At 71.9% G+C, this 24,368-nt stretch carries 25 protein-coding genes; 9 read left to right on the forward strand and 16 right to left on the reverse strand.

The features are described from left to right. Positions 1-24: 24 nt before the first annotated feature. Positions 25-1,671, forward strand: a complete 1,647-nt coding sequence (locus tag AB0H81_RS13590; RefSeq protein ID WP_358373565.1) for an acetolactate synthase — start codon at positions 25-27, stop codon at positions 1,669-1,671. Positions 1,672-1,677: 6 nt separating this feature from the next. Here AB0H81_RS13590 and AB0H81_RS13595 read toward each other — a convergent pair whose 3' ends face one another. After that, positions 1,678-3,501, reverse strand: a complete 1,824-nt coding sequence (locus AB0H81_RS13595) for a serine/threonine-protein kinase (protein WP_358373568.1) — start codon at positions 3,499-3,501, stop codon at positions 1,678-1,680. A 279-nt stretch (positions 3,502-3,780) separates the two neighbouring features. Between AB0H81_RS13595 and AB0H81_RS13600 the strand changes: the two genes are divergently transcribed. Next, a complete protein-coding gene (locus AB0H81_RS13600) occupies positions 3,781-4,164 on the forward strand; it encodes a hotdog domain-containing protein (protein WP_358373571.1) in 384 nt (127 codons plus the stop codon). Here AB0H81_RS13600 and AB0H81_RS13605 read toward each other — a convergent pair. From AB0H81_RS13605 to AB0H81_RS13635, 7 genes are all read right to left on the reverse strand, one after another. Next, positions 4,154-4,366, reverse strand: a complete 213-nt coding sequence (locus AB0H81_RS13605; RefSeq protein WP_358373574.1) for a biotin/lipoyl-binding carrier protein — start codon at positions 4,364-4,366, stop codon at positions 4,154-4,156. The genes AB0H81_RS13600 and AB0H81_RS13605 overlap by 11 nt on opposite strands. A 33-nt stretch (positions 4,367-4,399) precedes the next feature. Beyond that, positions 4,400-5,788 carry a biotin carboxylase N-terminal domain-containing protein gene (locus tag AB0H81_RS13610; RefSeq protein WP_358373577.1) on the reverse strand — a complete coding sequence of 463 codons (1,389 nt, stop codon included), beginning with the start codon at positions 5,786-5,788 and terminating at the stop codon, positions 4,400-4,402. Positions 5,789-6,068: 280 nt separating this feature from the next. Beyond that, entirely contained in the window at positions 6,069-7,334 is a 1,266-nt protein-coding gene (locus AB0H81_RS13615; RefSeq protein ID WP_358373579.1) for an HD domain-containing phosphohydrolase, read from the reverse strand. After that, positions 7,331-8,716: an HD-GYP domain-containing protein gene (locus AB0H81_RS13620; RefSeq protein WP_358373581.1), complete on the reverse strand. Its 1,386-nt coding sequence runs from the start codon at positions 8,714-8,716 to the stop codon at positions 7,331-7,333. The genes AB0H81_RS13615 and AB0H81_RS13620 overlap by 4 nt, the downstream gene beginning before the upstream one ends. A gap of 229 nt (positions 8,717-8,945) precedes the next feature. Then, the gene (locus AB0H81_RS13625) at positions 8,946-9,884 is read right to left on the reverse strand and encodes an NAD-dependent epimerase/dehydratase family protein (protein ID WP_358373584.1); all 939 of its coding nucleotides are present in this window, start codon (positions 9,882-9,884) and stop codon (positions 8,946-8,948) included. A gap of 10 nt (positions 9,885-9,894) precedes the next feature. After that, positions 9,895-10,161, reverse strand: a complete 267-nt coding sequence (gene rsrA / locus AB0H81_RS13630; RefSeq protein ID WP_358373587.1) for a mycothiol system anti-sigma-R factor — start codon at positions 10,159-10,161, stop codon at positions 9,895-9,897. After that, positions 10,158-10,763: a sigma-70 family RNA polymerase sigma factor gene (locus AB0H81_RS13635; protein ID WP_358373645.1), complete on the reverse strand. Its 606-nt coding sequence runs from the start codon at positions 10,761-10,763 to the stop codon at positions 10,158-10,160. The genes rsrA and AB0H81_RS13635 overlap by 4 nt, the downstream gene beginning before the upstream one ends. A gap of 233 nt (positions 10,764-10,996) precedes the next feature. On the opposite strand from AB0H81_RS13635, the gene AB0H81_RS13640 reads away from it, so the two are divergent. Then, entirely contained in the window at positions 10,997-11,785 is a 789-nt protein-coding gene (locus tag AB0H81_RS13640; RefSeq protein ID WP_358373589.1) for a methyltransferase domain-containing protein, read from the forward strand. Between the two features lie 85 nt (positions 11,786-11,870). Here the strand turns inward: AB0H81_RS13640 and AB0H81_RS13645 are convergent, their stop codons facing one another. Both AB0H81_RS13645 and AB0H81_RS13650 read right to left on the reverse strand, forming a co-directional pair. After that, entirely contained in the window at positions 11,871-12,203 is a 333-nt protein-coding gene (locus AB0H81_RS13645) for a TraR/DksA C4-type zinc finger protein (protein ID WP_358373592.1), read from the reverse strand. A 154-nt stretch (positions 12,204-12,357) separates the two neighbouring features. Beyond that, a complete protein-coding gene (locus AB0H81_RS13650) occupies positions 12,358-13,110 on the reverse strand; it encodes an SOS response-associated peptidase (RefSeq protein ID WP_358373594.1) in 753 nt (250 codons plus the stop codon). 139 nt (positions 13,111-13,249) lie between these two features. On the opposite strand from AB0H81_RS13650, the gene aroA reads away from it, so the two are divergent. Next, positions 13,250-14,527 (forward strand): 3-phosphoshikimate 1-carboxyvinyltransferase, encoded by a 1,278-nt coding sequence (gene aroA, locus AB0H81_RS13655; RefSeq protein WP_358373597.1) that lies wholly within the window; start codon positions 13,250-13,252, stop codon positions 14,525-14,527. A 367-nt stretch (positions 14,528-14,894) separates the two neighbouring features. Beyond that, the gene (gene rsgA / locus AB0H81_RS13660) at positions 14,895-15,944 is read left to right on the forward strand and encodes a ribosome small subunit-dependent GTPase A (protein ID WP_358373648.1); all 1,050 of its coding nucleotides are present in this window, start codon (positions 14,895-14,897) and stop codon (positions 15,942-15,944) included. Between the two features lie 221 nt (positions 15,945-16,165). Here the strand turns inward: rsgA and AB0H81_RS13665 are convergent, their stop codons facing one another. The 4 genes from AB0H81_RS13665 to AB0H81_RS13680 all read right to left on the reverse strand — a co-directional run bounded on the left by AB0H81_RS13665 (position 16,166) and on the right by AB0H81_RS13680 (position 18,872). After that, positions 16,166-16,612, reverse strand: a complete 447-nt coding sequence (locus AB0H81_RS13665; protein ID WP_358373600.1) for a DUF4442 domain-containing protein — start codon at positions 16,610-16,612, stop codon at positions 16,166-16,168. Between the two features lie 105 nt (positions 16,613-16,717). Then, positions 16,718-17,107, reverse strand: a complete 390-nt coding sequence (locus tag AB0H81_RS13670; RefSeq protein WP_358373603.1) for a cupin domain-containing protein — start codon at positions 17,105-17,107, stop codon at positions 16,718-16,720. Between the two features lie 32 nt (positions 17,108-17,139). Continuing rightward, the gene (locus AB0H81_RS13675) at positions 17,140-18,603 is read right to left on the reverse strand and encodes an MFS transporter (RefSeq protein ID WP_358373605.1); all 1,464 of its coding nucleotides are present in this window, start codon (positions 18,601-18,603) and stop codon (positions 17,140-17,142) included. Further along, on the reverse strand, positions 18,600-18,872 hold the full coding sequence (locus tag AB0H81_RS13680; protein WP_358373606.1) for a hypothetical protein: 273 nt from the start codon (positions 18,870-18,872) through the stop codon (positions 18,600-18,602). The genes AB0H81_RS13675 and AB0H81_RS13680 overlap by 4 nt, the downstream gene beginning before the upstream one ends. A gap of 281 nt (positions 18,873-19,153) precedes the next feature. Between AB0H81_RS13680 and hisN the strand changes: the two genes are divergently transcribed. Then, complete coding sequence (hisN, locus tag AB0H81_RS13685; RefSeq protein ID WP_358373609.1) at positions 19,154-19,954, forward strand: histidinol-phosphatase; 801 nt, start codon at positions 19,154-19,156, stop codon at positions 19,952-19,954. Between the two features lie 6 nt (positions 19,955-19,960). Here the strand turns inward: hisN and AB0H81_RS13690 are convergent, their stop codons facing one another. Further along, positions 19,961-20,758 carry a fructosamine kinase family protein gene (locus tag AB0H81_RS13690; protein WP_358373611.1) on the reverse strand — a complete coding sequence of 266 codons (798 nt, stop codon included), beginning with the start codon at positions 20,756-20,758 and terminating at the stop codon, positions 19,961-19,963. Positions 20,759-20,800: 42 nt separating this feature from the next. After that, positions 20,801-21,274, reverse strand: coding sequence for a low molecular weight protein-tyrosine-phosphatase (locus AB0H81_RS13695; protein ID WP_358373614.1), 474 nt, complete (start codon positions 21,272-21,274; stop codon positions 20,801-20,803). Between the two features lie 121 nt (positions 21,275-21,395). Between AB0H81_RS13695 and pstS the strand changes: the two genes are divergently transcribed. The 3 genes from pstS to pstA are packed head-to-tail and all read left to right on the forward strand — an operon-like array spanning position 21,396 to position 24,364. Continuing rightward, the gene (pstS, locus tag AB0H81_RS13700; protein ID WP_358373617.1) at positions 21,396-22,505 is read left to right on the forward strand and encodes a phosphate ABC transporter substrate-binding protein PstS; all 1,110 of its coding nucleotides are present in this window, start codon (positions 21,396-21,398) and stop codon (positions 22,503-22,505) included. 6 nt (positions 22,506-22,511) lie between these two features. Then, positions 22,512-23,492, forward strand: coding sequence for a phosphate ABC transporter permease subunit PstC (pstC, locus tag AB0H81_RS13705; protein ID WP_358373620.1), 981 nt, complete (start codon positions 22,512-22,514; stop codon positions 23,490-23,492). Next, positions 23,489-24,364, forward strand: a complete 876-nt coding sequence (pstA, locus tag AB0H81_RS13710) for a phosphate ABC transporter permease PstA (RefSeq protein WP_358373623.1) — start codon at positions 23,489-23,491, stop codon at positions 24,362-24,364. Before pstC ends, pstA begins: the two co-directional genes overlap by 4 nt. The last annotated feature ends 4 nt before the right edge of the window (positions 24,365-24,368 follow it).

Raw genomic sequence — 24,368 nt, forward strand, 5'->3', positions numbered from 1 at the left:
GTGACTGGTTGGTAAGTTCCCGGCATGGAGTCTGCGAAGCACGCCGGTGACGCCGCCGTCGCCGTGTCCAAGGCCTACGGCGTCGAGACCATGTTCACCCTCTCCGGGGGGCATGTCTTCCCCCTGTACGACGGTGCCGTCCACGAGGGCATGCGCATCCTCGACGTACGCCACGAGCAGAGCGCCGTGTTCGCCGCCGAGGCCACGGCCCGCCTGACGCGCAAACCCGGCCTGGCCGTGCTCACCGCGGGCCCGGGCGTCACCAACGGCGTCAGCGGCGTGGCCACGGCCCACTTCAACGGCTCCCCCGTGGTCGTCCTGGGCGGCCGGGCGCCGCGCTCGCGCTGGGGCAGCGGCGCCCTGCAGGAGATGGACCACCCGCCGCTGTTCAGCCCGATCACCAAGCTGGCGTTCACGGCGAGCGACGCCGAGACCCTCGGCCAGGACGTCGAGGTGGCCTTCCGCACGGCCGTCGCCCCGCACCGCGGCCCGGTCTTCCTCGACATGTACATGGACGACCTGTTCGCCCCGTCCACCGTCCACGAGGTCGAGACGCAGACCCCCTCGCCGCTGGAACCCGACCCCGACTCCCTGGCCGCCATCGCCCGCCTGATCGCCGAGGCCGAGCGTCCCGTGCTCGTCTACGGGTCGGACGTGTGGATGGAACGCGCCGAGGAGGCGGCCCGCGACTTCGCCGAGACCTGGCGGCTGCCCGTCATCCCCAACGGCCAGGGCCGCGGCATCCTGCCCGCCGGCCACGAGCTGCTCGTCACCCGCGCCCGCGGCCTCGCCCTCGGCCAGGCCGACCTCGTCGTGGTCGTCGGCACGCCGCTCGACTTCCGTCTCGGCTACGGCTGGTTCGGCGGCAAGGAGGGCGCCCCGCTGGCCAAGGTGGTCCACATCGCCGACGCGCCGTCGCAGCTCACCACCCACATGCAGCCGGCCGCCTCGGCCGCCGGCGACCTCTCCGTGGTCTTCTGGGGCCTCACGGCGGCCTGCGGCGAGGCCGGGGTCAAGCCCGACCACCACGCCGCCTGGGTGTCCCGCCTGGCGGACACGGCCGCCGCGGCCGTCGCCGGCGACGCCGACCTGCTCGCCGCCGACTCCGACCCCATCCACCCGATGCGGATCTACGGCGAGCTGGGCAAGGTGCTGGAGGACGACGCCGTGGTCATCGGCGACGGCGGCGACTTCGTCTCCTACGCCGGCAAGTACGTCGAGCCGCGCCGCCCGGGCAACTGGCTCGACCCCGGCCCCTACGGCTGCCTCGGCACCGGCCTCGGCTACTCCGTCGCGGCCCGCCTGGCCCGGCCGTCCTCGCAGGTCGTGCTGCTGATGGGCGACGGCGCGGCCGGCTTCTCGCTCATGGACGTCGACACGCTCGTGCGCCACCGCCTGCCCGTCGTCATGGTCTGCGGCAACAACGGCATCTGGGGCCTGGAGAAGCACCCCATGCGCATGCTGTACGGCTACGACGTGGCCGCCGACCTCCAGCCGCAGTGCCGCTACGACCAGGTGGTCACGGCGCTCGGCGGCGGCGGCGAGCTGGTGACCAAGCCCTCGGAGATCGGGCCCGCGCTGCGCCGCGCGTTCGACTCCGGCGTGCCGTACATGGTCAACATCGCCACCGACCCCGAGGTCGCCTATCCCCGCAACACGACGGGGGTGTGAGACCCGCTACCGCTTGTACGGCGACACGGACGTCGACGGACTGGCGCTCCCGGTCGGGCAGGAGGTGCCTTCGATGAGCACCAACTTCACCGGCTTCTTGAGCGCCAGCTGCTCGCCGCCGTCGGGGATGGACTGGCCGACCCTGAGGCATGTCAGCGGCATCGCGCCATGGGTCTGGTCGTCGTACTGGACCGTGAAGCCGGCGCCGAGGATGAGCTCCCGGGCCTTCGGATAGGGCAGGTCCAGCACCACGGGCACGGCCCTCTTGACGACCGTGGGCGTGGGCGTGGCCGTGGGCGTCTTCTTGGTGGTCGAGGGGGTGGGTGAAGGCGACCTGGTGGGCTCCCGGGTCGGCTCCTCGGTCTCGCGCGGTTCCTCGGTCTCGGTCGGTTGCGTCGCGACGGGCTCCTGGACCGTCGGTGTGGGCTTGGTTTTCCTGGGCTTCGAAGTGGTCGGCTTGGGTGTTCTGGAGGTCTCCGAGCCCACGTCGGTCGTGGTGGCCGTGGGGACGGGCGGGTCCTCCACGCCGTTCAGGCCCGTCAGGGCGACCGCGCCGGCGCCCGCGCCGAGCACCACAGCGGCGGCGATGCCCGCGATCAGGCCGCCCCTGCGCGGCGCCTTGCCGCCGCGCCGGCCCCCTTGCCGGGGGTTGGCCACGGTGGTGGCGTCCTGGGCCTGGAAGCCGCCGGTGCGCTGGCCGCCCGCCTGGTGGGGCTGGGCGTGGTGGGAGCCGGTCTGCGGGTAGCCGTCGCTCTGGTGAGCACCGGTCTGGTAGCCACCCTGGTGGGCGCCCGCCTGATAGCCGCCCTGGTGCGCCCCGGTCTGGTAGCCGCTCTGGTGGGCTCCCGTCTGGGACGCGTCCTGGGAGTGCGCCCCGGTGGGGTGCGCGCCGGTCAGGTTGCCTCCGGCGGGCTGGGCACCGCTCTGGCCGTACTGGCCGGTCTGGCCGGGATGCGTGGGTGTGGCCATCGTGGCCCCGGTGACGTGCGGAGCCGGGGCCGGCAGGGCCGGCGTCTGGCCGTTGGCGATCTGGCGGGCCGTCTCGCTCATGGCCTTGGCGGTGGGGAAGCGCCGCGCCGGGTCCTTGGACAGCGCGCACTCCACCAGCGCCCGCACCGCCGGCGGGATGTCCGCGGGCAGCGGGGGCGGCGCCTCCCGGATGTGCTTGAGCGCGATCGTGACGGCGCTGTCACCGTCGAAGGGACGCTGCCCGGCCAGGCACTCGTACGCCACGACGCCGAGCGCGTAGATGTCGACGGCGGGCGTCACCGGAGCGCCCTCGGCCTGTTCCGGCGCGCAGTAGGCGGCCGTGCCGAGGACCATGCCGGCGTCGGTGAGGCGGTTGGCGAGGTCGGAACGGGCGATGCCGAAGTCGGTGAGCACGAGCGTGCCGTCGCGCTGCACGAGCAGGTTGCCGGGCTTCACGTCGCGGTGCACGATCCCCTGCTCGTGGACCGCCTGCAGGGCCGCCGCGGCCTGCGCGATGAGCTCCATCGCCGCCTGGGGCGGGATGCGGCCCAGGCGGGCCAGCAGCCGGTCGAGCGGCTCGCCGTCCACGAACTTCATCACGAGGTAGACGGTGTCGCCGCTGACGCCGTAGTCGTAGACGTCGACCACGCCCGAGTGGTTGATCGTGGCCATCGCCCGCGCCTCCCCCTGGAAGCGGGCGACGAAGCCAGGGTCGTCCATGCGGCCCGGGAGCAGCACCTTGACGGCGACGGTGCGCGCCAGGACGACGTCCTCGCCCCGCCACACCTCGCCCATGCCGCCGGCGCCGATGCGGGTATCCAGGCGATACCGCCCCGCCAGCGTCGTCCCTTGGGCCACCATGACTTCCCCCGTTACCCCTCTGCCTCTGCGACCTCTCCCACCCCGGGGCTCTCCAACAAAGCGGACTTGTGTCGCGGTGAGATCACACGGAGGTCACGGAATTCCGAGAGTGTACGACTCAGAAATCCCACAAGCCACTTAACACACACAAGCCGTACAAAGCCTATCCTGCGGCCTTGAGGCCGCACTTGTCCGGGGATTCGCGAGATCAGCATGCCGCGACGTGCGTGATCACCCTCACCCGCGGGTCCGCCACAGCGGTCACAGTACGCTGGCGTCATGACGCTCGCGCCCGGTCTCCGCTCCCAGCTGCTCATCATGGTGGAGCGGGAGGACACGGCTCAGAAGGTCGGCAGCGGTGACGTGCCGGTGCTCGCCACGCCCCGGCTGCTCACCTTCGCCGAGATGGCGACCGTCCAGGCCGTGCGCCCCCACCTCGCGCCCGGCCAGAGCACGGTCGGCACCCGGGTGGAGCTGGAGCACCTGGCGCCGAGCCCGCTGGGCGCGCACGTCCAGTTCACCGCCGAGCTCACCCAGGTCGACGGCAAGCGGCTGATCTTCGCGTTCGAGGCACGTGGCAAGGACAGGGTCGTCGGCCGTGGCACGATCGAACGCGTGGTGGTCGACCGCGCCGCGTTCATGGAGCGCGCGACTACTCGATGACGGCGATCAGGTCGCCCTCCTGGATCACGTCGCCCTCGTTGACCTTGAGCTGCGTCACCACGCCGTCGTCCTCGGAGAGGACCGGGATCTCCATCTTCATCGACTCGAGGATGACCAGGGTGTCGCCGTCGGACACCGTGTCACCCTCCTTGACGACGACCTTCCACACGTTCGCCACCATCTCGGCGCGTACCTCAGCCACCGGGACTCCCCTCTTTCAACAGATCCAAGGATGTCATGCGCGCCCGCCGCGCATCCGCCCGACCAGCCCGGTGTCATAGTCACCCGAGGCGAAATCCGCCTCGTCCAGCAGCTCGGCGCAGAACGGCAGGTTGTTCTTCGGCCCTTCCACGGTGAACCCGGCGATCGCCTCGCGGGCCCGCTCCAGCGCCTGGCCGCGCGTCTCGCCGTGAACGCAGAGCTTGGCCAGGAGCGGGTCGTAGAACGGGGTGACCGTGTTGCCCTCCTCGTAGCCCGAGTCGACGCGCACGCCGTCACCGGCGGGCTCCGCCCACGCGGTGATCTTGCCGGGTCCGGGGAAGAACCGCTTGGGGTCCTCGGCGTAGACGCGGAACTCGAAGGCGTGTCCGCGCACCTCAGGACGCACCTCCGGCTGCTCGCCGGCGGCGACCCGAAGCTGGAGCTCCACCAGGTCGAGCCCGGTGACGAGCTCGGTGACCGGGTGCTCCACCTGGAGGCGGGTGTTCATCTCCAGGAAGACGAAGTCCTGCTTGTCGGCGTCGACCAGGCACTCGACAGTGCCGGCGCCGAGATAGCCGACCGTCTCGCCGGCCCGCACGGCGGCGGCCAGCATGCGCTCGCGCAGCTCCTGCGTGATGCCCGGGGACGGCGACTCCTCGACCACCTTCTGGTGGCGGCGCTGCACGGAGCAGTCGCGCTCGCCCAGCGCCACGACGGTGCCGTCGGGCAGGCCGAGGATCTGCACCTCGACGTGGCGGGCTCGCTCGATGTAGCGCTCCAGCAGGATCGCGGGACCGGCCGGCGCGTCGCCCTCGCCGCCCTCCGCCGCGGCCGCCGCGAACCGGGCCGCCGCCCTGGCCGCCTGCTCGAACGCCTTGGCCAGGCCCTCGTCGTCGTGGGCGACGCTCATGCCGATGCCACCGCCGCCGCCCGCGGTCTTGACCATGACCGGGTAGCCGATGTCCAGGGCGGCCTTCTGCGCGAGCTCCAGGTCGGTGACGGGCTCGCGGGTGCCCGCGGCGACCGGCACGCCGGCGTCCTCCATCAGGTTGCGCGCGTTGATCTTGTCGCCCATCCGGTCGATCGCCTCGGGCGACGGGCCGATCCAGACGAGCCCCGCGTCGATGACGGCGCGGGCGAACGCGGCGTTCTCGGCGAGGAAGCCGTAGCCGGGGTGGATCGCCCGCGCCCCGGTGGCGCGCGCCGCCTCCAGCACCTTGCCGGCGTCGAGGTAGCTCTGCGCGGGGTTGGCGGGGCCGATCAGCACGGCCTCGTCGGCCTCGCGCACGTACGGCAGGCCGGCGTCGGCCTCGGAGTGGACGGCGATGGCGCGCAGGCCCAACCGCTTGACCGTGCGGATGATCCGCCGCGCGATCTCCCCTCGGTTGGCGACCAGAACGGGTCCGAGCGTCTCAGTAAGCACGCCGCCCACCTTACGGGCGGCGCGATTCCCGCCCGTTCCGCTGAAGCCACCGATCAGAAGAGCGCGATCTGTAGGAATCCCACAAAGATGCGCCATCCGGACCACGCGGAAGCGGGGATGCGGGCGTTCGCGCTATAGAGGTCGGACGACCGCCCGCCCTCGCCGCCCTGCCCGGACGGGAGGCGGCGCTGGGGCGGGACTGGGGCCGCGCTGGGGCGGCGCTGGGGTGGTCCTCGGGCGCGGCTGGGTGGCCCTGGGGCGCTTGCGGGGACGATCCCCCTCAGAGGCGGTGGACGGCGGCGAGGCGGTCGATGACCCGCGACAGCGCCTCGATGGCGGCCGGGTCGTAGGCCGTGCCGGCGGCCAGGCGGATGCGTTCGAGCGCCGCCCCCGCCCGGTCACGGTCGGTGGAGCCGCCCACCAGGTCGTCGTAGGCGTTGGCGACCTTGATGATGCGGCTGGACAGCGGCGGGTCGTCGCTGATGGGGTCGCACTGGCGGCGCACCACGTCGGCCACCCGGTCCAGCACGCCCGTCTGCTTGATGACCTCGGCGCCCAGCTCGGCGATGCGCCGCGCCTGCTCCGGATCGGCCAGCACGGTGGCGCCGCCGGGTATCGGGTCGCGCAGCGAGAGCTGGCCGATGTCGTGCATGAGCGCGGCGTACTCCAGCTCCAGCAGCTCCGGCTCGGCCATTCCCAGTTCCCGGCCGATGGCCACGGCCAGGCGGCTCACCCGGCGCGAGTGGCCCGGCTCGACGTACCCGCCGACCTCGGTGACGCGCGACAGCGCCCGTACGGTCTGCAGGTAGGTGGCGCGGATCCCCGCGTACTTGCGGAAAGCCACCTGCGTCACCAGCAGCGGCGCGGCGAACACCAGCAGGGCGACGAGGTCCATGCTGTGCGTGGCCAGGGCGAGCAGCACGCCGGAGGCGGCCACCGCGGCGCCCAGCGGGAACGCCATGTTCAGCTCGTCGCGCACCGCGACCCGGAAGGCGGTGCGCACCTGCTCGGCCCGCAGCAGCGCGGCGATCAGCACGTCCACCAGCAGCGTGACGGCGATCAGCACCACCATCACGGCGAGCGCCGGCCACCACGTCGGGTCGGGTCCCTGCGTGAGCCTGAACAGCGGGTCGGCCAGCGGCCGGAACGCGAAGGCGAGCAGCGCGCCGGTGAGCAGCCGCCGGGCCATCGCGTCGAGCCGCGGGGGCCGGCCGACCGCGAGGTGCGGCAGCGCACCGGCGATCATGCCGACGGCGATCACCGCCACCACCTGGAGCGCCGAGTGGCGGAGCTGGTCCTGGCTGAGATCCAGCAGCAGCGTGTAGCCGAGGGCGGCGGCGGCCCCGATGGGCGCGACCTCCCTGTTGCCCGGCATGGTGAGCCGGGCCAGCTCCCCCACCGCGATGAGCGCGCCGAACCCGACCGCGATCTCGGGATGGTCCAGCCGGGTCGCGGCCGTGTGCGCGACCCCGGCGACGGCGACCAGCCCGGCCGCGCAGATCAGCAGGAGCTGACCGGAGTCGAGGCCCTGGAAGGCCCGGCTCACGGCCCGCTCACCACTTCGATGGGCATGGTCGGGTCGTCGTGGTCCTTGACCGCCGCCTCGTCCGCCTCGGGCGGTGGCGGCTCGACACGGCGGGGCGGCTGCCACGGCTCGTGTTCGAGCGCCTTGACGAAGGCGCTGACCATGACGGGGTCGAACTGGGTGCCGGCGTTCTTGCGCAGCTCCTCCACGGCCACCTCGACCGGCCGCGCGCCCCGGTAGGAGCGGTCGGAGGTCATCGAGTCGAACGCGTCGGCCACCGCGATGATCCGGGCGAACTCCGGTATCTCGTCACCGGCCAGCCCCATGGGATAGCCCCTGCCGTCGTGGCGCTCGTGGTGGTGCATGATCCCGGCGTACGCCTCGTCGAGGAAGTCGATGCCGCGGACGATCTCCAGCCCGCGCATGGGGTGGAGCTGGATCGCGGCGAACTCCTCCTCGGTGAGCGGCCCCTCCTTCTGCAGCACCTTGGTGGGCACGCCGAGCTTGCCCACGTCGTGCAGCATGCCCGCGTAGCGGATGGCCCGCAGCCGCTCCTGGCCCATGCCGATCTCCTGGGCGATCATGCTGGAGGCGGCCGACACGCGGGTGCAGTGGCCCCGGGTGTAGTAGTCCTTGGTCTCCACCGCCTGGCACAGGGCCGCGATGGTGGCGTCGTACGAACGCTGCTGCGCGTGGTACTGCCCGAGCGCCCAGCGGGCGACGAACAGCGGCAGCAGCACCAGCACCGCCGAGATCGACTGCACGGTCGCCCACAGCCCCGCCACGAGCAGCCCGAACGTGCCGTACCCCAGGTACGACAGCAGGAACTGGGCCAGGCCCCGCATCGGGACCTCCATGGCCCGCACCCCGGTCGCCAGGCGGATCATGGTGAGCGTGAGCACGATGTTCAGCGGCACGAAGACCGCCGTGGCCGCCACGTAGGGGCCGATCAGGTCGTCGAAGGCGTGCACCTCCGGCACCCCGATGCGGCCGCCCAGCCGTACGTAGACCCAGCCGGCCGCGTGACCGCAGATGGCGAACTGGGCACCGTTGAAGAGCCGCTTGACCAGCGGCAACCCGGGCCGCACGCTGAACACCGCGGTGAACCCCACGAGCGCCGTGCCCTCGGGCCCGATCAGCACCACGGCCGCGAGCGCGGCCGAGAAGCTCACCGACACCGCGAACTGCTCCACGTTGAGCAGGGTCGGCATCGACTCGCACACGAGGAACAGCAGGGCCAGCACGAGCAGCGTGCCGAGCTCCTCGGCGCCCACTCCCTCGCCGCCCGGGTGCCCGGGGGCCATCGCCTGCCCGATGGAGGCCACGCTGTGCGCGATGACCCCCGCCGCGACGACGATGACGGCGACCAGGTAGACCCTCGCAGGCCACGACAGTTCACGCATTGCGGCCCCTCACGGCCGGCTCAGGTCCACGAGACCCCGGGCGGGACGAGGCCCCCACCCGTGATCAGCAGCGCGACAGGAGCGATCAACGAGATGCCCGTGATGAGGCGGGCGATCCATGGCTTCGACATCCGCGTGCCTCCCCCTTGAGTCCTGGGGCTCACGCTACAGAAGACGGCGTCATCGCACCCGCCGAGTCACGAATCGCAAGCAAAGCGTAATCAACCGGCTACCCGCGGCGACTCCTGGCCCACTCGACCGTGGCCTTCAGACCGGTGGCGAGGTCGGTGCGCGGCTGCCAGCCGAGCCCGTCGTAGGCGGGCACGGGATCGACCGCCATGGCGGGCAGGTCGCCCGGCCGGGGCGAGGCGAACCCGGGCTTGTCGGGCCGGCCCGCGGCGTCGGCGATGAGGGTGTGCAGCCTGCGGTCGGTGGTCTGGATGCCGGTGCCCATGTTGAACCTGCGCCCGTCGCCGGCCGGGCCGCACGCCCGGACGAACCCGTCGACCACGTCGTCGACGTAGACGTAGTCACGGGTCTGGGTGCCGTCGCCGTAGAGGACCGTGGGCGTGCCGCTGAGCAGGCCGTCGGTGAAGATGGCGATCACACCGGCCTCGCCCTCGGGCGACTGGCGCGGGCCGTACACGTTGGACAGCACGAGGGTCGTGTACTCGATGCCGTGCAGGGCGCGGAAGGTGGCGAGGTAGGTCTCGCCGCTGAGTTTGGAGGCCGCGTACGGCGAGCGGGGATCGACCGGCGCGTCGCCGGGCACCGGGATGGTGGCGGGACGGCCGTAGACGGCGACGGAGGAGGCGAAGACCACCTTGCGCGCGCCGCCGGCGTGGGCGGCGGCCAGCACCGACGCGGTGCCCACCACGTTGACCCGGGCGTCGTGGAGCGGGTCGGCGACGCTGCGGCGGACGCTGATCTGCGCGGCCAGGTGGCAGATCACCTCCGGCCGGGCCTCGGCGGCCAGGTCGGCCAGCGCGGGATCGCACACGTCGAGCAGCCGCAGCCGGAACCGGTCGCTGGTCAGGGCGTCGGCCAGGTTGTCGCGGTCGCCGGACGACAGGTCGTCCACCACGACGACCTCGTGGCCGTCGGCGAGCAACCGATCGACGAGATGGGACCCGATGAAGCCGGCACCCCCGGTGACGAGCACGCGCATGGGGGGAATCCTAGTCGGACAGGTCGGCTCTCACCCGCGCGATCCGCGCCAGCACCTTGGAGCGCAGGTCGCCGGGCAGCGGGTCGCAGCCGCAGTGCTTGGCGACCAGCTGCTTGACCACCTTGTCGAGGTCGTACTCCTTCAGGCAGGGGCCGCACTCGTCGAGGTGGACGCGGATGTCGACGCAGTCACCCTCGTCGAGCTCGCCGTCCAGGTAGGCGTAGACCTTGTCGAGCACCTCACGACAGTCGGTCTCGTGCGGGTTGCCGCAGCTCATTTCGAACCCTCCGCGGGGACGAGGCCACGCTCGCGCGCGTAGTCCTCCAGGTGCGCCCGCAACTGCCTGCGGCCGCGGTGGAGCCTCGACATGACGGTACCGATCGGAGTGCCCATGATGTCGGCGATCTCCTTGTACGGGAAGCCCTCGACGTCGGCGAGGTAGACGGCGATCCGGAACTCCTCGGGAAGCGCGGCGAGCGCCTCCTTGATGTCGCCGTCGGGCAGATGCTCCAGTGCCTCGACCTCGGCGGACTTCAGGCCGCTCGACGTGTGCGACTCGGCGCGGGCGAGCTGCCAGTCCTCGATCTCCTCGGTGCCGGACTGCTTCGGCTCGCGCTGCTTCTTCCGGTAGCTGTTGATGAAGGTGTTCGTCAGGATCCGGTACAGCCAGGCCTTGAGGTTGGTGCCCTCCTGGAACTGGTGGAAGGACGCGAACGCCTTGGCGAAGGTCTCCTGCAGCAGGTCCTCGGCGTCGGATGGGTTGCGGGTCATCCGGAGCGCCGCGGAGTAGAGCTGCTCGAGATAGGGCATCGCTTCGCGCTCGAACCGCTCGCTTCGCTGCTCGAGAGTCTCCGCGCCTGTCGCGGGCACCAGGCCCACCCCCCTAAGATCACCGGTGGCCGGTTGTGACGGGACACCGTACTCAGGGGAGAATACCCGCTCGTCCTGCAGCACCCGGCCACCGGGGAGAGGGTCGATCAGTGTGAGCATGCTCGTCGCAACACGCCCGTGCCCGCGTCTGTTCCCGCAAGATGGAAGGTGACGAACGACCCGGTGCGGGGAAAACCATACGTACCGGCTGGTAGCCATTTTCCGGAACCCAGGAGTCGCGTGTGCTGCCCATTCCGGCCGAGGAACTGAACGGCTCAGGGACGCTCGGACCGTACTGGACCTTCTACCGTGCCGTCGTGGCCGAGCAGTTGAGCCGGTGGCTTCCCGCCGCACCCTCCATGGTGCTCGACCTGTCCGGCGGCCGCGGACGGTGGTCCGGCCAGCTCGCGAGGGCCGGGCACCACGTGATCGAGGTGCTCGACTTCCGACGGGTCGCCGACCCCCAGTCGAGGCTGCGGGCCGTGGACGGCCAGCCGTGGCTGCGCGAGGCCGACGCCCCGGGCCACGAGGCCGGCGAGGTGCGCCAGGTACGCGCCGACGACCTGTCGTTCCTGCCGGACGAGAGCGTCGACGCGGTCGTCGCAGAGGAGCGGGCCATGTCGATCGAGCTGATGGCCGAGTCGGCGATGAGCGACGTGGCGCGCGTGCTGCGGCCCGGCGGGCGCGTGCTGGTCTGCGTCGACTCGCTGGTGCTGGGCATGGCGATCCTGGCCGAGCAGGGGCAGTGGCAGCACCTGCGCCAGACCGGCGAGGTCATGCTCGTGCCCTGGCCCGACGGCAGCATCACCCGCTGCTTCAGCAGCGCGCAGCTGCGCGAGCTGCTCATGGGCGCGGGCCTGGAGGTGGAGTGGGTGCGCCCGCGCACGGTGCTGTCGCCCTCGACGGTCGACCACGTGCTCGGCTCCGGCACCCGCGCGCTGACCTGGCTGGTGCGCACGGAGCTGGAGGCGCACCCGGACGACGACGACACGGTCGGCATCCACCTGGTGGCCAGCGCCCGCAAGCTCTGACGCGCGTCTCGTCCCTCGGCGGCGGCGTCCGGGCCGGGAGCCGGGCTCCGTCAGCGGCGGCGTCCAGGCCGGCGGCCGGGCTCGCTCAGCGGCGGCGTTCCCGCTTCCCCTGGCACTGCACGCACCGCGCCGCCTCAGGACGTGCCTCCAGCCGGCCCTCCGGCACCGGCTTGGCGCAGTCGACGCACCTGCCGTACGTGCCCTCGTCGAGGCGTTTGAGCGCGTCCAGCACGGCCCGCCGCTGCGCCGTGGCGACCGTCAGCATGGCCTGGGCGCGATCGGCGTCGCTGAGGTCGGAGCCGGCGTCGGCCGGCGAGCGGTCGTTGACCGAGCGGGGGTCTCCTCGTAGCACCCCGATCGAACGGTCGAGGTCGGCGAGCATCTTCTGCAGCCGCTCGCGAGCGGACGTGGCCTCCACGGATCCGCACCTCCGGGTGAATGACGGCAACCCGCGGCAGGACTCCCCGGTTGTCCCGCGCGGCGCATGGGGGGCAATGTGGCGGCGGTGACTCCTAGTAAGCGAATGCACCGCTTTCCTCACCGAATGCCCACTTGACCGTCCTTTTACACCTTCAGAAGAGGGCGGGAGCCTCCTCGGGCGGGAGCGGCTTGATGAGGTCAGGGCCGTTGTTGCGGACGTTGTTGACGCCGGTGGAGACGGGAATCGCCGCCAGCCGGCCGGGGCTCGCGGGCACCAGCAGCCCGGAGACGGTCTCCGTGTCGGTGAGCTTGGGGTCGAGCCACTCGCCCCACCGGTCCGCCTCGATCATCATGGGCATCCGGTCGTGGATGCGGCCCAGCTCGTCCTCGGCGTCCGTGGTGATGACCGTACAGGTGACGAGCCACTTGAGCGGGTCGTCGTCCTCGCGCGAGGGGTCCTTCCAGAACTCGTACAGGCCCGCCATCGCGAGCACCCCGCCGTCGTCCGGGCGGATGAAGTACGGCTGCTTGTGCTTCTTGCCGTCGTCGCCCTCGACCGGCATCCACTCGAAGTAGCCGTCGGCGGGCAGCAGGCACCTGCGCTTGGCGAACGCCTGCCGGAACGACGGCTTCTCCGCCAGCGTCTCGGCTCGGGCGTTGATCATGCGCGAGCCGATCGACGGGTCCTTGGCCCAGGCGGGAACCAGCCCCCAGCGCACGATCCTGAGCTGCCGCACCGCCCGCTCGGCCTCCTTCGGCACGCGGCTGAGCACGGCGTAGACGTTCTTGGTGGGGGCCACGTTGTAGTCGGGACCCAGCTCCTTGTCGGGATCGCCGTCGAGCTCGACCTGGAACTCCTCCAGCAGCTCGTGCTTCTTGCGCGCCGACGCGTATCTACCGCACATGCCCCCACATTGCCACGTACGGCTTTCGCTCGCGTGTTCCCTCGCCCCGTCCACAGGTGGGCCGTCGCCACGCACCTCTGTCCACAGGCCCTCCACGAGGACGACGGCCGCTTCACGCCTCGCCCGATAGGCTTGCCCCATGCCCGCTCAGCACTGGCCCGCTCCCGCCGCCACCGGCCCCGTGACCGCGTCCGTCGAGCTGCCCGGCTCCAAGTCGGTCACCAACCGCGCCCTCGTGCTCGCCGCCCTCGCCGAGGGCCCCGCGACCGTGCGCAGGGCGCTGCGCAGCCGCGACGCCGACCTCATGGTCGCCGCCCTGCGCGCCCTCGGGGCGACGCTGGAGCCGGTGGCCGAGACCTCGGCGTCGGTCGACTGGCGGGTGGCGCCCGGCCCGGTCCGCGGCGGCGCGCACGTCGACGCCGGCCTGGCGGGCACGGTCATGCGCTTCGTCCCGCCGGTGGCCGCGCTGGCCGACGGCCCCGTCTCGTTCGACGGCGACCCGCACGCGCGCAAGCGTCCGATGGGCCCGATCCTCGACGCGCTGCGCGCCCTGGGCGCCCGCGTGGAGGGCGACGCGCTGCCGTTCACCGTCAGCGGGCCGGTCGCGGGCGGCGAGGTCACGATCGACGCGTCGGCCTCGTCCCAGTTCGTCTCGGGGCTGCTGCTCACGGCGGCGCGCTTCGAGAAGGGCGTCACGATCCGCCACTCCGGCCCGCCGGTGCCGTCGCAGCCGCACATCGACATGACCGTGCAGATGCTGCGGGAGGTGGGCGTGCGTGTGGACGACGGCGAGCGTGACGTGTGGCGGGTCGAGCCCGGCCCCATCGCGCCCCGCGACCTGACGGTCGAGCCCGACCTGTCGAACGCGGCTCCGTTCCTGGCGGCAGCCATGGTCACGGGGGGCACGGTCACGATCCCGGGCTGGCCGGCCGTCACCACGCAGGCGGGCGACGCGCTGCGCGGCCTGCTCGCCGACATGGGCGCCACCGTCCGCCTGAGCGACGAGGGCGAGCTGTCGGTCACGGGCTCGGGCCGGATCGAGGGCATCGACGCCGACCTGCGCGAGGTGGGCGAGCTGACACCCACGATCGCCGCCCTGGCCGCGCTGGCCTCCTCCCCGAGCCGTGTGCGCGGGGTGGCGCACCTGCGCGGCCACGAGACCGACCGGCTCGCGGCGCTCGCCACCGAGATCAACCGGCTCGGCGGCGACGTGGAGGAGACCGACGACGGCCTGATCATCCGTCCGCGCCCGCTGCGTGGCGGCGTCTTCCACAGCTACGACGACCACCGCATGGCCACGGCCGGGGCGGTCATCGGCCTCGCGGTGCCGGGCGTCGAGGTGGAGAACATCGCGACGACGGGCAAGACCCTTCCGGAGTTCACGGACATGTGGGCGTCGATGCTGGACACGAGATGAACGCGCCCGGGCACGGGCCGGCGGCGCGCCGGCCGTCGACGTGGCATCCGCCGACGCCGGCTCCAGGAAAGGCGCGCACGGCCTCGACGTCTGAGCCGGGGACGCTGAGGGGCGCGCGTACAGCGTCATCGCACGCACGCGGGTCGCGTGAGGAGACACCTACAGCGCCTTCGCGCGCGCCCGGGACGGCCGGGAAGACACCTACAGCGTCAGCAAACGCGTCTTCCCAGGCGGACGGGAAGGCGCGGAAGGTGTCATCACCCACGTTCGGTGGGCAGGGTGACGCAGGACGCGCGGCCTCGACGCCCGGACTCCGGGCGTGGGGGCCGGCGGAGGCATGCAGGAGCGATCACAGGGGTGAAGACCGCTGAGAAAGCGGGAGTACGACGAGGACGACGTGCGGGTCAGGCCGGGCAAGGGGTCACGGCCGCGGACCCGGATCCGTCCTGCGCATGAGGACGCCGTCGAAGGGTTCATCGTGGCGGTCGACCGGGGCCGCTACACCGCGCTGGTCGAGGCGGAGCGGCCCAAGGGTTCGGCCGCCAAGCGTGGCGCGCAGCAGCGTTCCCGCCTGGTCGTCGCGATGAAGGCCCGTGAGCTGGGCCGCAAGGGCATCGTGGTGGGCGACCGGGTGGCGCTGGTCGGCGACGTGTCGGGGCAGCCCGACTCGTTGGCCCGGGTGGTGCGCGTGGAGCCGCGCACCTCGATGCTGCGGCGCTCGGCCGACGACACGGACGACACCGACGGCATCGAACGGCCGGTCGTGGCCAACGCCGACCAGCTCGTCATCGTCACCGCCCTGGCCGACCCGCCGCCGCGGCCCCGCATGATCGACCGGATCCTCGTCGCCGCCTTCGACGCCGAGATCGAACCGCTGCTCTGCCTCACCAAGTCCGACCTCGCGCCGCCCGGCGACCTGCTCGCCCTCTACCAGCCGCTCGGCGTCCCGCACGTCGTGGTGCACAAGGGCGGCCCGCTGGACGAGCTGCGCGAGCACCTGGCGGGCCACATCAGCGTGCTCGTGGGCCACTCGGGGGTGGGCAAGTCGACGCTGGTCAACGCGCTCGTGCCCGACGCCAACCGGGCGGTCTCCCAGGTCAACGCGGTGACCGGGCGCGGCCGCCACACCTCGACGTCGGCCGTGGCGCTGGCGTTGCCGGAGGGCGGCTGGATCATCGACACGCCCGGCGTACGCAGTTTCGGCCTGGCGCACGTGTCGGTCGAGACGGTGCTCGCGAGCTTCCCCGACCTGGTGGAGGGCACGGTCAGCTGCCCCAAGGGGTGCACCCATCTGAGTGACGGGTGCGCGCTGGACGCATGGGTGGCGGCGGGACACGCCGACCCGGCCCGCCTGGAGTCGCTCCGCCGCCTGCTGGCGAGCCGCGAGGGCGCCCCGGACGAGTCCCCCGCCACCTGACCGGCCCGCCCGTCCCGGGCCGGCCCGCCCGTCACAGGCCGACCCGCCACCTGACCAGCTCGCCCGTCACCGGACGTCTCGCCACCTGACCAGCGTGTACGTCGCCCGACAGTGTCATCTGACGAGCCCGCCCGCCACCGAAGATCTCGCCACCGGGCAAGCGAGTCAGCCCTGTCCCCACCCCACGAGGCGCTCGCGGGCTCAGGGCTTCCGCGCCGTGGTCACGTGCGGTTGGGCCGCAGCGTCCAGGTGAACGTGAACGAGCACACCGGTACGTCCTCCGCGTTCCTGATCTCCACCGCGACGTCGAACTCGGGCCTCTTGCCCGCGTCCAACTCGGCGAGCACCTCCTCGCGCGTGGTGAGCAGGCGGCCTTCGGCGACCACGTCGCCCTTGGCGAGCTTGTGGTACTGGACGGTCGCGCCGGTCGTCAGCGGCACCGCGCGGGAGAGCTGGTCACCGAGGGCCGACAGCATGGCGGCGCCCGAGGCCGACTCCGCGAGGGTGAACAGCGCCCCGGCGTGCGGCCCGGCCACATGGTTGTGCAGGTCGGCGCGGTCGGTCAGGCGGCACACGGCGCGCCCGTCCCCGGTGTGGTCGAAGGTGACGCCCAGGGTGCGGGCGAACGGAACGGTCTGGAGCAGCAGTGCTCCGGCGTCGAGCGTCATGCCCCGATGCTACTGGTGGGTAACCAGATGCGCAGCCGAGCCGGGGATTGACGAGCACGCCGCCTCTCCGACCTTCCTTCCTGCCCGCTGGTCCACGGCGAGTGCCTAGGGTTCGGTTCGCTTCTCCAGCCGGCTGCCACGCGGCAGGGTGATCGCCATGATGTTGGTGGGGGTGTCCAGCTCGATGCGGTGCCATCGGCCGCGCGGGACGATGGCCGCGGTTCCGGCCGTCAGCGTGACCTCTTCCTCCTGTTGTCCCGGCCCCTCCGGGCGGAGGTAGAGGCGTATCTTCCCGATGAGGCAGGAAAGGATCTCCTCGGCCTCGGGGTGGACCTCCCAGTGGTCGGCGTGGACGTCGGCGTCGGTCTTCGCATGGAAGGTCATGAGCTGCCAGCCGTCCTGGCCGGAGTCCGTCGCTCCTTTCCCAGCGTGGATCTTGCCGTCTTGTTCGAGGCGCACAGAGGACGCGAAGAGATCGATCGGGGTGACGGTCATGCCGAGACGACCTTCCTGCAGTGATCTGCTGGTCAATTCCGGACGGGGAGCGAATCGCGCGCCTGCTCAGCCCGTGATGGCGGGCTGGTCCGGCGCAGGACGGTGAGGGCGATGAGGGCGGCGGCGACCAGGAGCGCGGCGCTGAGCGTCAGACCGAGCGCGTACCCGTCGTTGAGGGCCTCGGGTGTGACGACCTGGCCGCTGTGGTCGTGCGCGACGGTGCCGAGGGCGGCCAGCCCGAGCGAGGCGCCGATCTGGCGTGAACTGTTGAGCAGGCCCGACGCGGTACCGGTCTCGTGGGGCGCGACGCCGCCGGTGGCGATGGAGACGACCGGTCCGAGGCAGAGCCCGAAGCCGACGCTGGTGACGATCGAGGGCCCCAGGACGTCGGTGATGAAAGCACCGTCCGGGCTGATCAGGCCGAGCCAGGCCAAGCCGGTCGCGGTCAGCAGTCCACCGATGACCAGGAGGGTCCGCGGCGCGAGACGGTAGCCGAGTTTGACGGCGAGCACGGAGCCGGCGACCACGCCGAGGGCGAACGGCAGGAACTCCAGCCCGGTCAGGGCCGGCCCGACCCCGAGCACTCGTTGGAGGTAGAGGGACATGAAGTAGAAGGCCGAGGCCATGGCCGCACCGACGAGGAGGTTGTAGGCGTTCGCGCCGGCGACCGAGCGGTTGGCGAACAGGCCGAGCCGGATCAGCGGTTCGCGGGTGGTGGTCCGCTCGACGTGGACGAAGGCGGCCAGCAGCGCGACGGCGACCGCCAGGGTGGTCAGGGTGGTCGGTGAGGTCCACGCGTACTGGTCGGTGCGGACGATGCCGAACACCAGCAGGGTCATGCCCGCGGTGGCCAGGACGGCGCCGAGGACGTCCGGACGGCCGGCGCGAGCGGTCGGCGGGCCGGCGGCGACCCGCCAGACCATGGCCAGCGCGCAGGCGGCCATCGGCACGTTCACGAACATCACCCAGCGCCAACTGGCGTACTCGGTGAGCAGGCCGCCGATCAGGACGCCGAGGGCGCCTCCGGCGGCGTTCAGCGCGCTCCAGATGCCGAAGGCCCGGACGCGGGCCTTGCCCGTGGGGAACGTCGCGGTCAGCAGCGCCAGCGCGGCCGGAGCCAGTGCGGCGGCCCCGATGCCCTGTACGGCGCGAGCGGCGACAAGATGGCCGGGCTCCTGGGCGAAACCGCCGACGAACGAGGCGAGGCCGAACAAGGTGAGCCCGAGCAGCAGGAGCCGCTTGCGACCGTACCGGTCGGCGGCCTTGCCACCCAGCAGGAGCAGCCCGCCGAAGGTGAGCGCATAGGCGTGGATCACCCAGGTCAGGCCCACCGCGCCGAAGCCCAGGCCGGCGGCGATCTGCGGGAGTCCGACGTTCACGACCGACAGGTCCAGCGACACCATGAACTGCACGACGGCCACCGCGGCGAGGATGGTCCCCGGCCGGGCACCCGGCTCGATGACCGCGCTTCCGTCTGCTGCTTGTCTGCTTGTCACCGCGACTCAGTCCTCTGCGCCGGAGGAATACGCGACGCGACGCGCCACACCTGGCCGGCATCGCGCACCTCGGCGTAGACCCCCGGCATCCCCGCGCCGTGAACGCCGTCCAAGGCGGACTTCAGCTTCGCGGGATCGAAGCCGGCCAACGGGCTCGTGCCACCGGCCGGCACCACCCTCGTCTCCTCCGGCGCGGGAACCGCCGTCACCATGCCCGCGCCGACCCCCAGCGCGGCCACGCTCGCACAAGTCACCAGTCGGATCTTCACAACATCCCGCCCTCTCGTGATCAATGACCGCATCGGCATCCGCCTCATGTGCGGGCCGCGGTCCTCGTGATCGCAATCGTCGGCCAGACGCTGTTCAGGGGCGTCCTGCGGGCGGAGTCATCTGCCACTACCGCCCGGGGATCAACGATCGGCCGGACTACGACGCCAGGAGTAGTCGGGCGGGTTCCGGAGCACCCGTAAGGCGCGGGGGCCCGACAAAGGGGGAAAGGCGACGTGGGCCCCTGATGCGCGAGCGGCCCGGCACGGTAGCGTGGCAAACCGTGCAGGGTTACAACGACGATCTACGCCTCGCCCACGTGATGGCGGACGCCGCCGACGACCTGACGATGCGCCGGTTCAAGGCCGTGGACCTCAAGGTCGAGACCAAGCCCGACCTCACCCCGGTCAGCGACGCCGACCGGGCGGTCGAGGAGGTCATCCGCGGCACGCTGCGCCGCGCCCGCCCGCGCGACGCGGTCGTCGGCGAGGAGTTCGGCCGGACCGGCTGGGGCGCCCGGTCGTGGATCGTCGACCCCATCGACGGCACGAAGAACTACGTGCGCGGCGTGCCCGTGTGGGCGACGCTGATCGCGCTGATGGAGTACGGCAAGGTCGTCGTGGGCCTGGTGTCGGCCCCCGCCCTGGGCCGCCGCTGGTGGGCCGCCACGGAGGGCGGCGCCTGGACCGGCAAGAGCCTGGCCAGGGCCAGCCGCATGCGGGTGTCGCAGGTCTCCGCCCTGGGCGACGCGTCGTTCTCATACTCCAGCTTCGGCGGCTGGGAGGAGACGGGCCGCCTCGGCCCCTTCCTCGACCTCGGCCGCGCCTGCTGGCGCACCCGCGCCTACGGCGACTTCTGGTCGCACATGATGGTCGCCGAGGGCTCGGCCGACATCTCGGCGGAGCCGGAGCTGTCGCCGTGGGACATGGCGGCCCTGACGGTGATCGTCGAGGAGGCGGGCGGCGTCTGGACCGACGTCGAGGGCACCGCCGGCCTGGAGGGCGGCAGCCTGGTCTGCACCAACGGCCTCCTGCACGACGAGGTGATCAAACGGCTCAACGAGGGCCGCGCCCCCCGCGCCTGAGGCCCGTCACCCGGCCCGCCCGAGAACCGTCACCCGGTCCACCGCCCGCATCAGGCTCTCCCGGTACGACCCGCCGAACAGCACCACATGCACCAGCAGCGGATGGAGCTGGTGCAGCGGCACCCGCTCGCGCCAGCCGTCGGCCAGCGGGCTCTCCTCCTGGTACGCCGCGAGGATCCGCTCCTCGTACGGCACCCCGAACAGCGCCAGCATGGCCAGGTCCGTCTCCCGGTGCCCGCCATGGGCGGCGGGGTCCACCAGCACACCCGTGCCGCCGGACCACAGCACGTTGCCATTCCACAGGTCGCCGTGGATCCGGGCCGGTGGCTCCGGCGGACCGGCAGCCTCCGGGAGGCGTTCCACGGCCCGCTCGATGCGCCGTACGTCCTCGGCGGGAAGCCGCGCCCGCCGTACGAAGGGGAGGACGCGGCGGGTGGCGTAGAAGGCCGGCCAGTCGTCCGCGGCCGAGTTGTCCATCGGCAGGTCGGCGATGAAGCCCGGCCAGGGCGCGCCGAAGGCGGGCGCCCCCGCCCGGTGCATCCGCGCGAGCGCCCGCCCGAACCGCTCCGCGGCGGCCGGGGTGGGCGGTTCCGTGTCCACCCACGACAGCACCAGGCGGTCCTCGGCCACCTCCACCACCTCGGGCACGTCCATGGCCTCGCCCAGCCACCGGAGGCCGGCCGCCTCCGAGGCGAACACCGGCGAGGCCGCCCCCACCTTGGCGAACACCTGGCGCCCGTCGTCCAGCACGCCGCGCCGCAGCCGCCAGCCGTGCGAGGCCCCCAGGTCCTCAGCCGATCTCATCGGCCCACCTCTCAGCCGAAGCCGACCTCATCGGCCCGCCCTTCAGCCGATCTCGTCGGCGATGTGCTTGGCCACGCCCTCGGCCGCCGCCTCCACGAGCTCCAGCACCTCCACGAAGCCCTCCGGCCCCCCGTAGTACGGGTCCGGCACCTCGGCCCCCTCGGGCGCCGCCGGGTCGAACGCGCGGAACAGGCTCACCTCGACCCCGGACGGCGCCATCCCGCGCAGGACGGCGAGGTTGTCACGGTCCATGGCGAGCACCAGGTCGTAGCGGTCGAACCAGTCACGGGTGAACTGCCGGGCACGGTGGGCCGAGCCGTCGTACCCGTGGTCGGACAGCGTGCGCAGGGCGCGGTCGTCCATCGGGTCGCCCGCGTGCCAGCCGCCCGTGCCCGCGCTCTCCACGGTGACCCGGCGGGCCAGCCCGTGCTCCTCCAGCGCGTGACGGAGAACCACCTCCGCCATCGGTGACCGGCAGATGTTCCCCATGCACACCAGGCATACGCGATACGTCATAAACCCCATCATGGGGGCGACCGGGCCCGTTCACCGAACGTTCACCCTCGTCAGGGGTTGTGAGTCACTTTGCCTGCATAGCTTCAAGGGCGACTAAGGACCAAGTGGGAGGAACCCAACCGTGAAGTATGCAGGCCGGCTCGCCGCCGTCGCCGTCGTCGGCGCGCTCTCGCTCGCTGCGTGCGGCACAGACAACAACACCTCTGGCAGCGCGAGCACCAGTTCGGCCGCCGCCACCGGCGCCGCAGACAGCGGGCTCAGCGGCACCATCAACGCCGCCGGTTCCTCGGCCCAGGCCAACGCGATCGACCAGTGGAAGAAGGACTTCCAGTCCAAGAACCCGGGCGTCAGCGTCAACTACCAGCCGAGCGGCTCGGGCGCGGGCGTGCAGGCGTTCATCCAGGGCACGGTCGCCTTCGCGGGTTCCGACTCGGCCCTCAAGGACGACAAGGGTGAGCCGGCGCAGGCCGACGCCCGGTGCAAGACGGGCAAGGCCATCAACATCCCGATGGTCACCGGCCCCATCGCCGTCGTCTACAACCTGCCCGGCGTGGACGGCCTCCAGCTGTCGCCCAAGACGATCGGCGCCATCTTCAACGGCAAGATCACCAAGTGGGACGACGCGGCCATCAAGGCCGACAACCCGCAGGCCAAGCTGCCCTCCACCCCGATCCAGGCCTTCCACCGGGCCGACGAGTCGGGCACGAGCGACAACTTCACCAAGTTCCTCAAGGCGACCGCCGAGTGGCCGTACGAGCCGGCCAAGGCCTGGCCCGCCGAGGCCAAGGGCCAGGGCGCCAAGGGCTCCGACGGCATCGCCTCCTCGGTGAAGGGCGCCGAGGGCGCCATCAGCTACGTCGAGCTGTCGTTCGCCGAGAACTCCCAGCTCCAGAAGGCCAAGGTGGCCAACGGCGCGGGCGAGTTCGTCGAGCTGACCCCCGAGAGCGCGGCCAAGACCGTCGAGACCGCCGAGGTCAAGGGCACCGGCAACGACCTCAAGCTGGGCATCGACTACGCCACCAAGACGGCGGGCGCCTACCCGATCGTCCTCGTGACGTACGAGATCACCTGCGAGAAGGGCCTGTCGGCCGACGAGTCCAAGCTGGTCAAGTCCTTCCTCACCTACACCGCCAGCGACGAGGGCCAGACCGCGCTGAAGGACCTGGGCTACGCGCCGCTGTCGGGCGAGCTGCTCACCAAGGTCCGCTCCGCCGTCGAGGCGATCTCCTGATCACCGATGACGACTGACGTCCGTACCCGTGGGGGCGGGCCGGCCACGCGCCGGCCCGCCTCGCGGCGCAGCCACGGTGAGGCACCCTTCCGCTTCGCCGCCACCGGCGCGGGCATCCTCCTGCTGGTGATCATGGCGGCCATCGCCGTCTTCCTCATCAGCGAGGCGGTTCCCGCACTCCAGGCCAACAAGGGCAACTTCTTCACCGAGCTGACCTGGGAACCGAACGGAAGCCAGGTCTTCGGCATCGCCGCTCTCGCCTTCGGCACCGTCCTCAGCTCCGCCATCGCGCTCGTCATCGCCACCCCGGTGGCCATCGGCGTGGCGCTGTTCATCTCCCACTACGCCCCGCGCCGCCTGGCCGGGCCGCTCGGCTACGTGGTCGACCTGCTCGCCGCCGTCCCCAGCGTCGTGTACGGCCTGTGGGGCGTGGCGTTCCTGGTGCCGCTGCTCAAGACGCCGTCGGAGTGGCTGAACGCGCACCTCGGCTGGTTCCCGCTGTTCGCCGGCGAGGGCGCGATCGGCGGGAAGACCATGCTGGCGGGCGGCGTCGTGCTGGCCATCATGATTCTGCCGATCATCGCCGCGATCTCCCGCGAGGTCTTCCTCCAGACCCCCAAGATGAACGAGGAGGCCGCGCTCGCCCTCGGCGCCACCCGCTGGGAGATGATCCGGATGGCCGTGCTGCCGTTCGGCCGCCCCGGCGTGGTCAGCGCCGCGATGCTCGGCCTCGGCCGGGCCATGGGCGAGACGATCGCGGTCGCCCTGATCTTCCCCGCCACGTTCGGCGTCACCTTCGAGATCCTCACCCCGAACGGCAACAGCATCGCGGCCAACATCGCCAACGGCTTCGGCGAGGCGACCCCGATCGGCCGGGGCGCGCTGATCGCCTCCGGTCTGGTGCTGTTCGTCATCACCCTGCTCGTCAACATGGCCGCCCGCATGATCATCAACCGCCGCAAGGAATACGCGAGGAGCGGCGCATGACCACCATCCAGCACATCTCGACCGGCCGCCGCGTCAGGGACCGCCTGGCGCAGGGGCTGGTCTATCTGGCGTTCGCGCTGGCCGTCGTGCCGCTCATCTCGGTGCTCTGGCTGGTGCTCAAGAACGGCCTCGCCCGGTTCGACATGGAGTTCCTCACCCACTCCATGCGCAACATCGGCGCGCGGGACGCGGGCGGCGGCGCCTACCACGCGATCATCGGCACGCTGGAGCAGGTCCTGCTCGCCTCCGCCATCTCGGTGCCGATCGGGCTGCTCACGGCGATCTACCTCACCGAGTACGGCCACGGCGGCCGGCTCAGCCGGGCCATCAGCTTCTTCGTGGACGTCATGACCGGCGTCCCGTCCGTCGTCACCGGCCTGTTCGTCCTCGCGTTCTGGATCCTGTTCCTGGGCATGCCGTTCTCCGGGCTGGCCGGCGCGCTCGCCCTGTCGATCCTCATGATGCCGACGGTGGTCAGATCGGCCGAGGAGATGCTCCGCCTCGTGCCGAACGACCTGCGCGAGGCCTCGTACGCGCTGGGCGTGGCCAAGTGGCGCACGATCGTGAAGGTCGTGCTGCCGACCGCGTTCACCGGCATCGTCACCGGTGTCATGCTGGCCGTCGCCCGCGTGGCCGGCGAGACCGCGCCCCTGCTGCTGACCGTGTTCTTCACCGACTCCATCAACAACGACCCGTTCAGCGGGCCGCAGATGGGGCTCCCCCTCTACGTCTTCGACCAGGCGGCACGTCCCAACGACACCGCCATCGACCGGGCCTGGACCGGAGCCCTCACGCTCATCCTGATCGTCATGCTGCTCAACCTGGTGGCGCGGCTCATCGCCTGGTGGCGCTCGCCGGCCAGGGGCCGATAGGGGG

The sequence above is a fragment of the Nonomuraea sp. NPDC050691 genome (genome assembly GCF_040654455.1).
Classification (GTDB): domain Bacteria; phylum Actinomycetota; class Actinomycetes; order Streptosporangiales; family Streptosporangiaceae; genus Nonomuraea.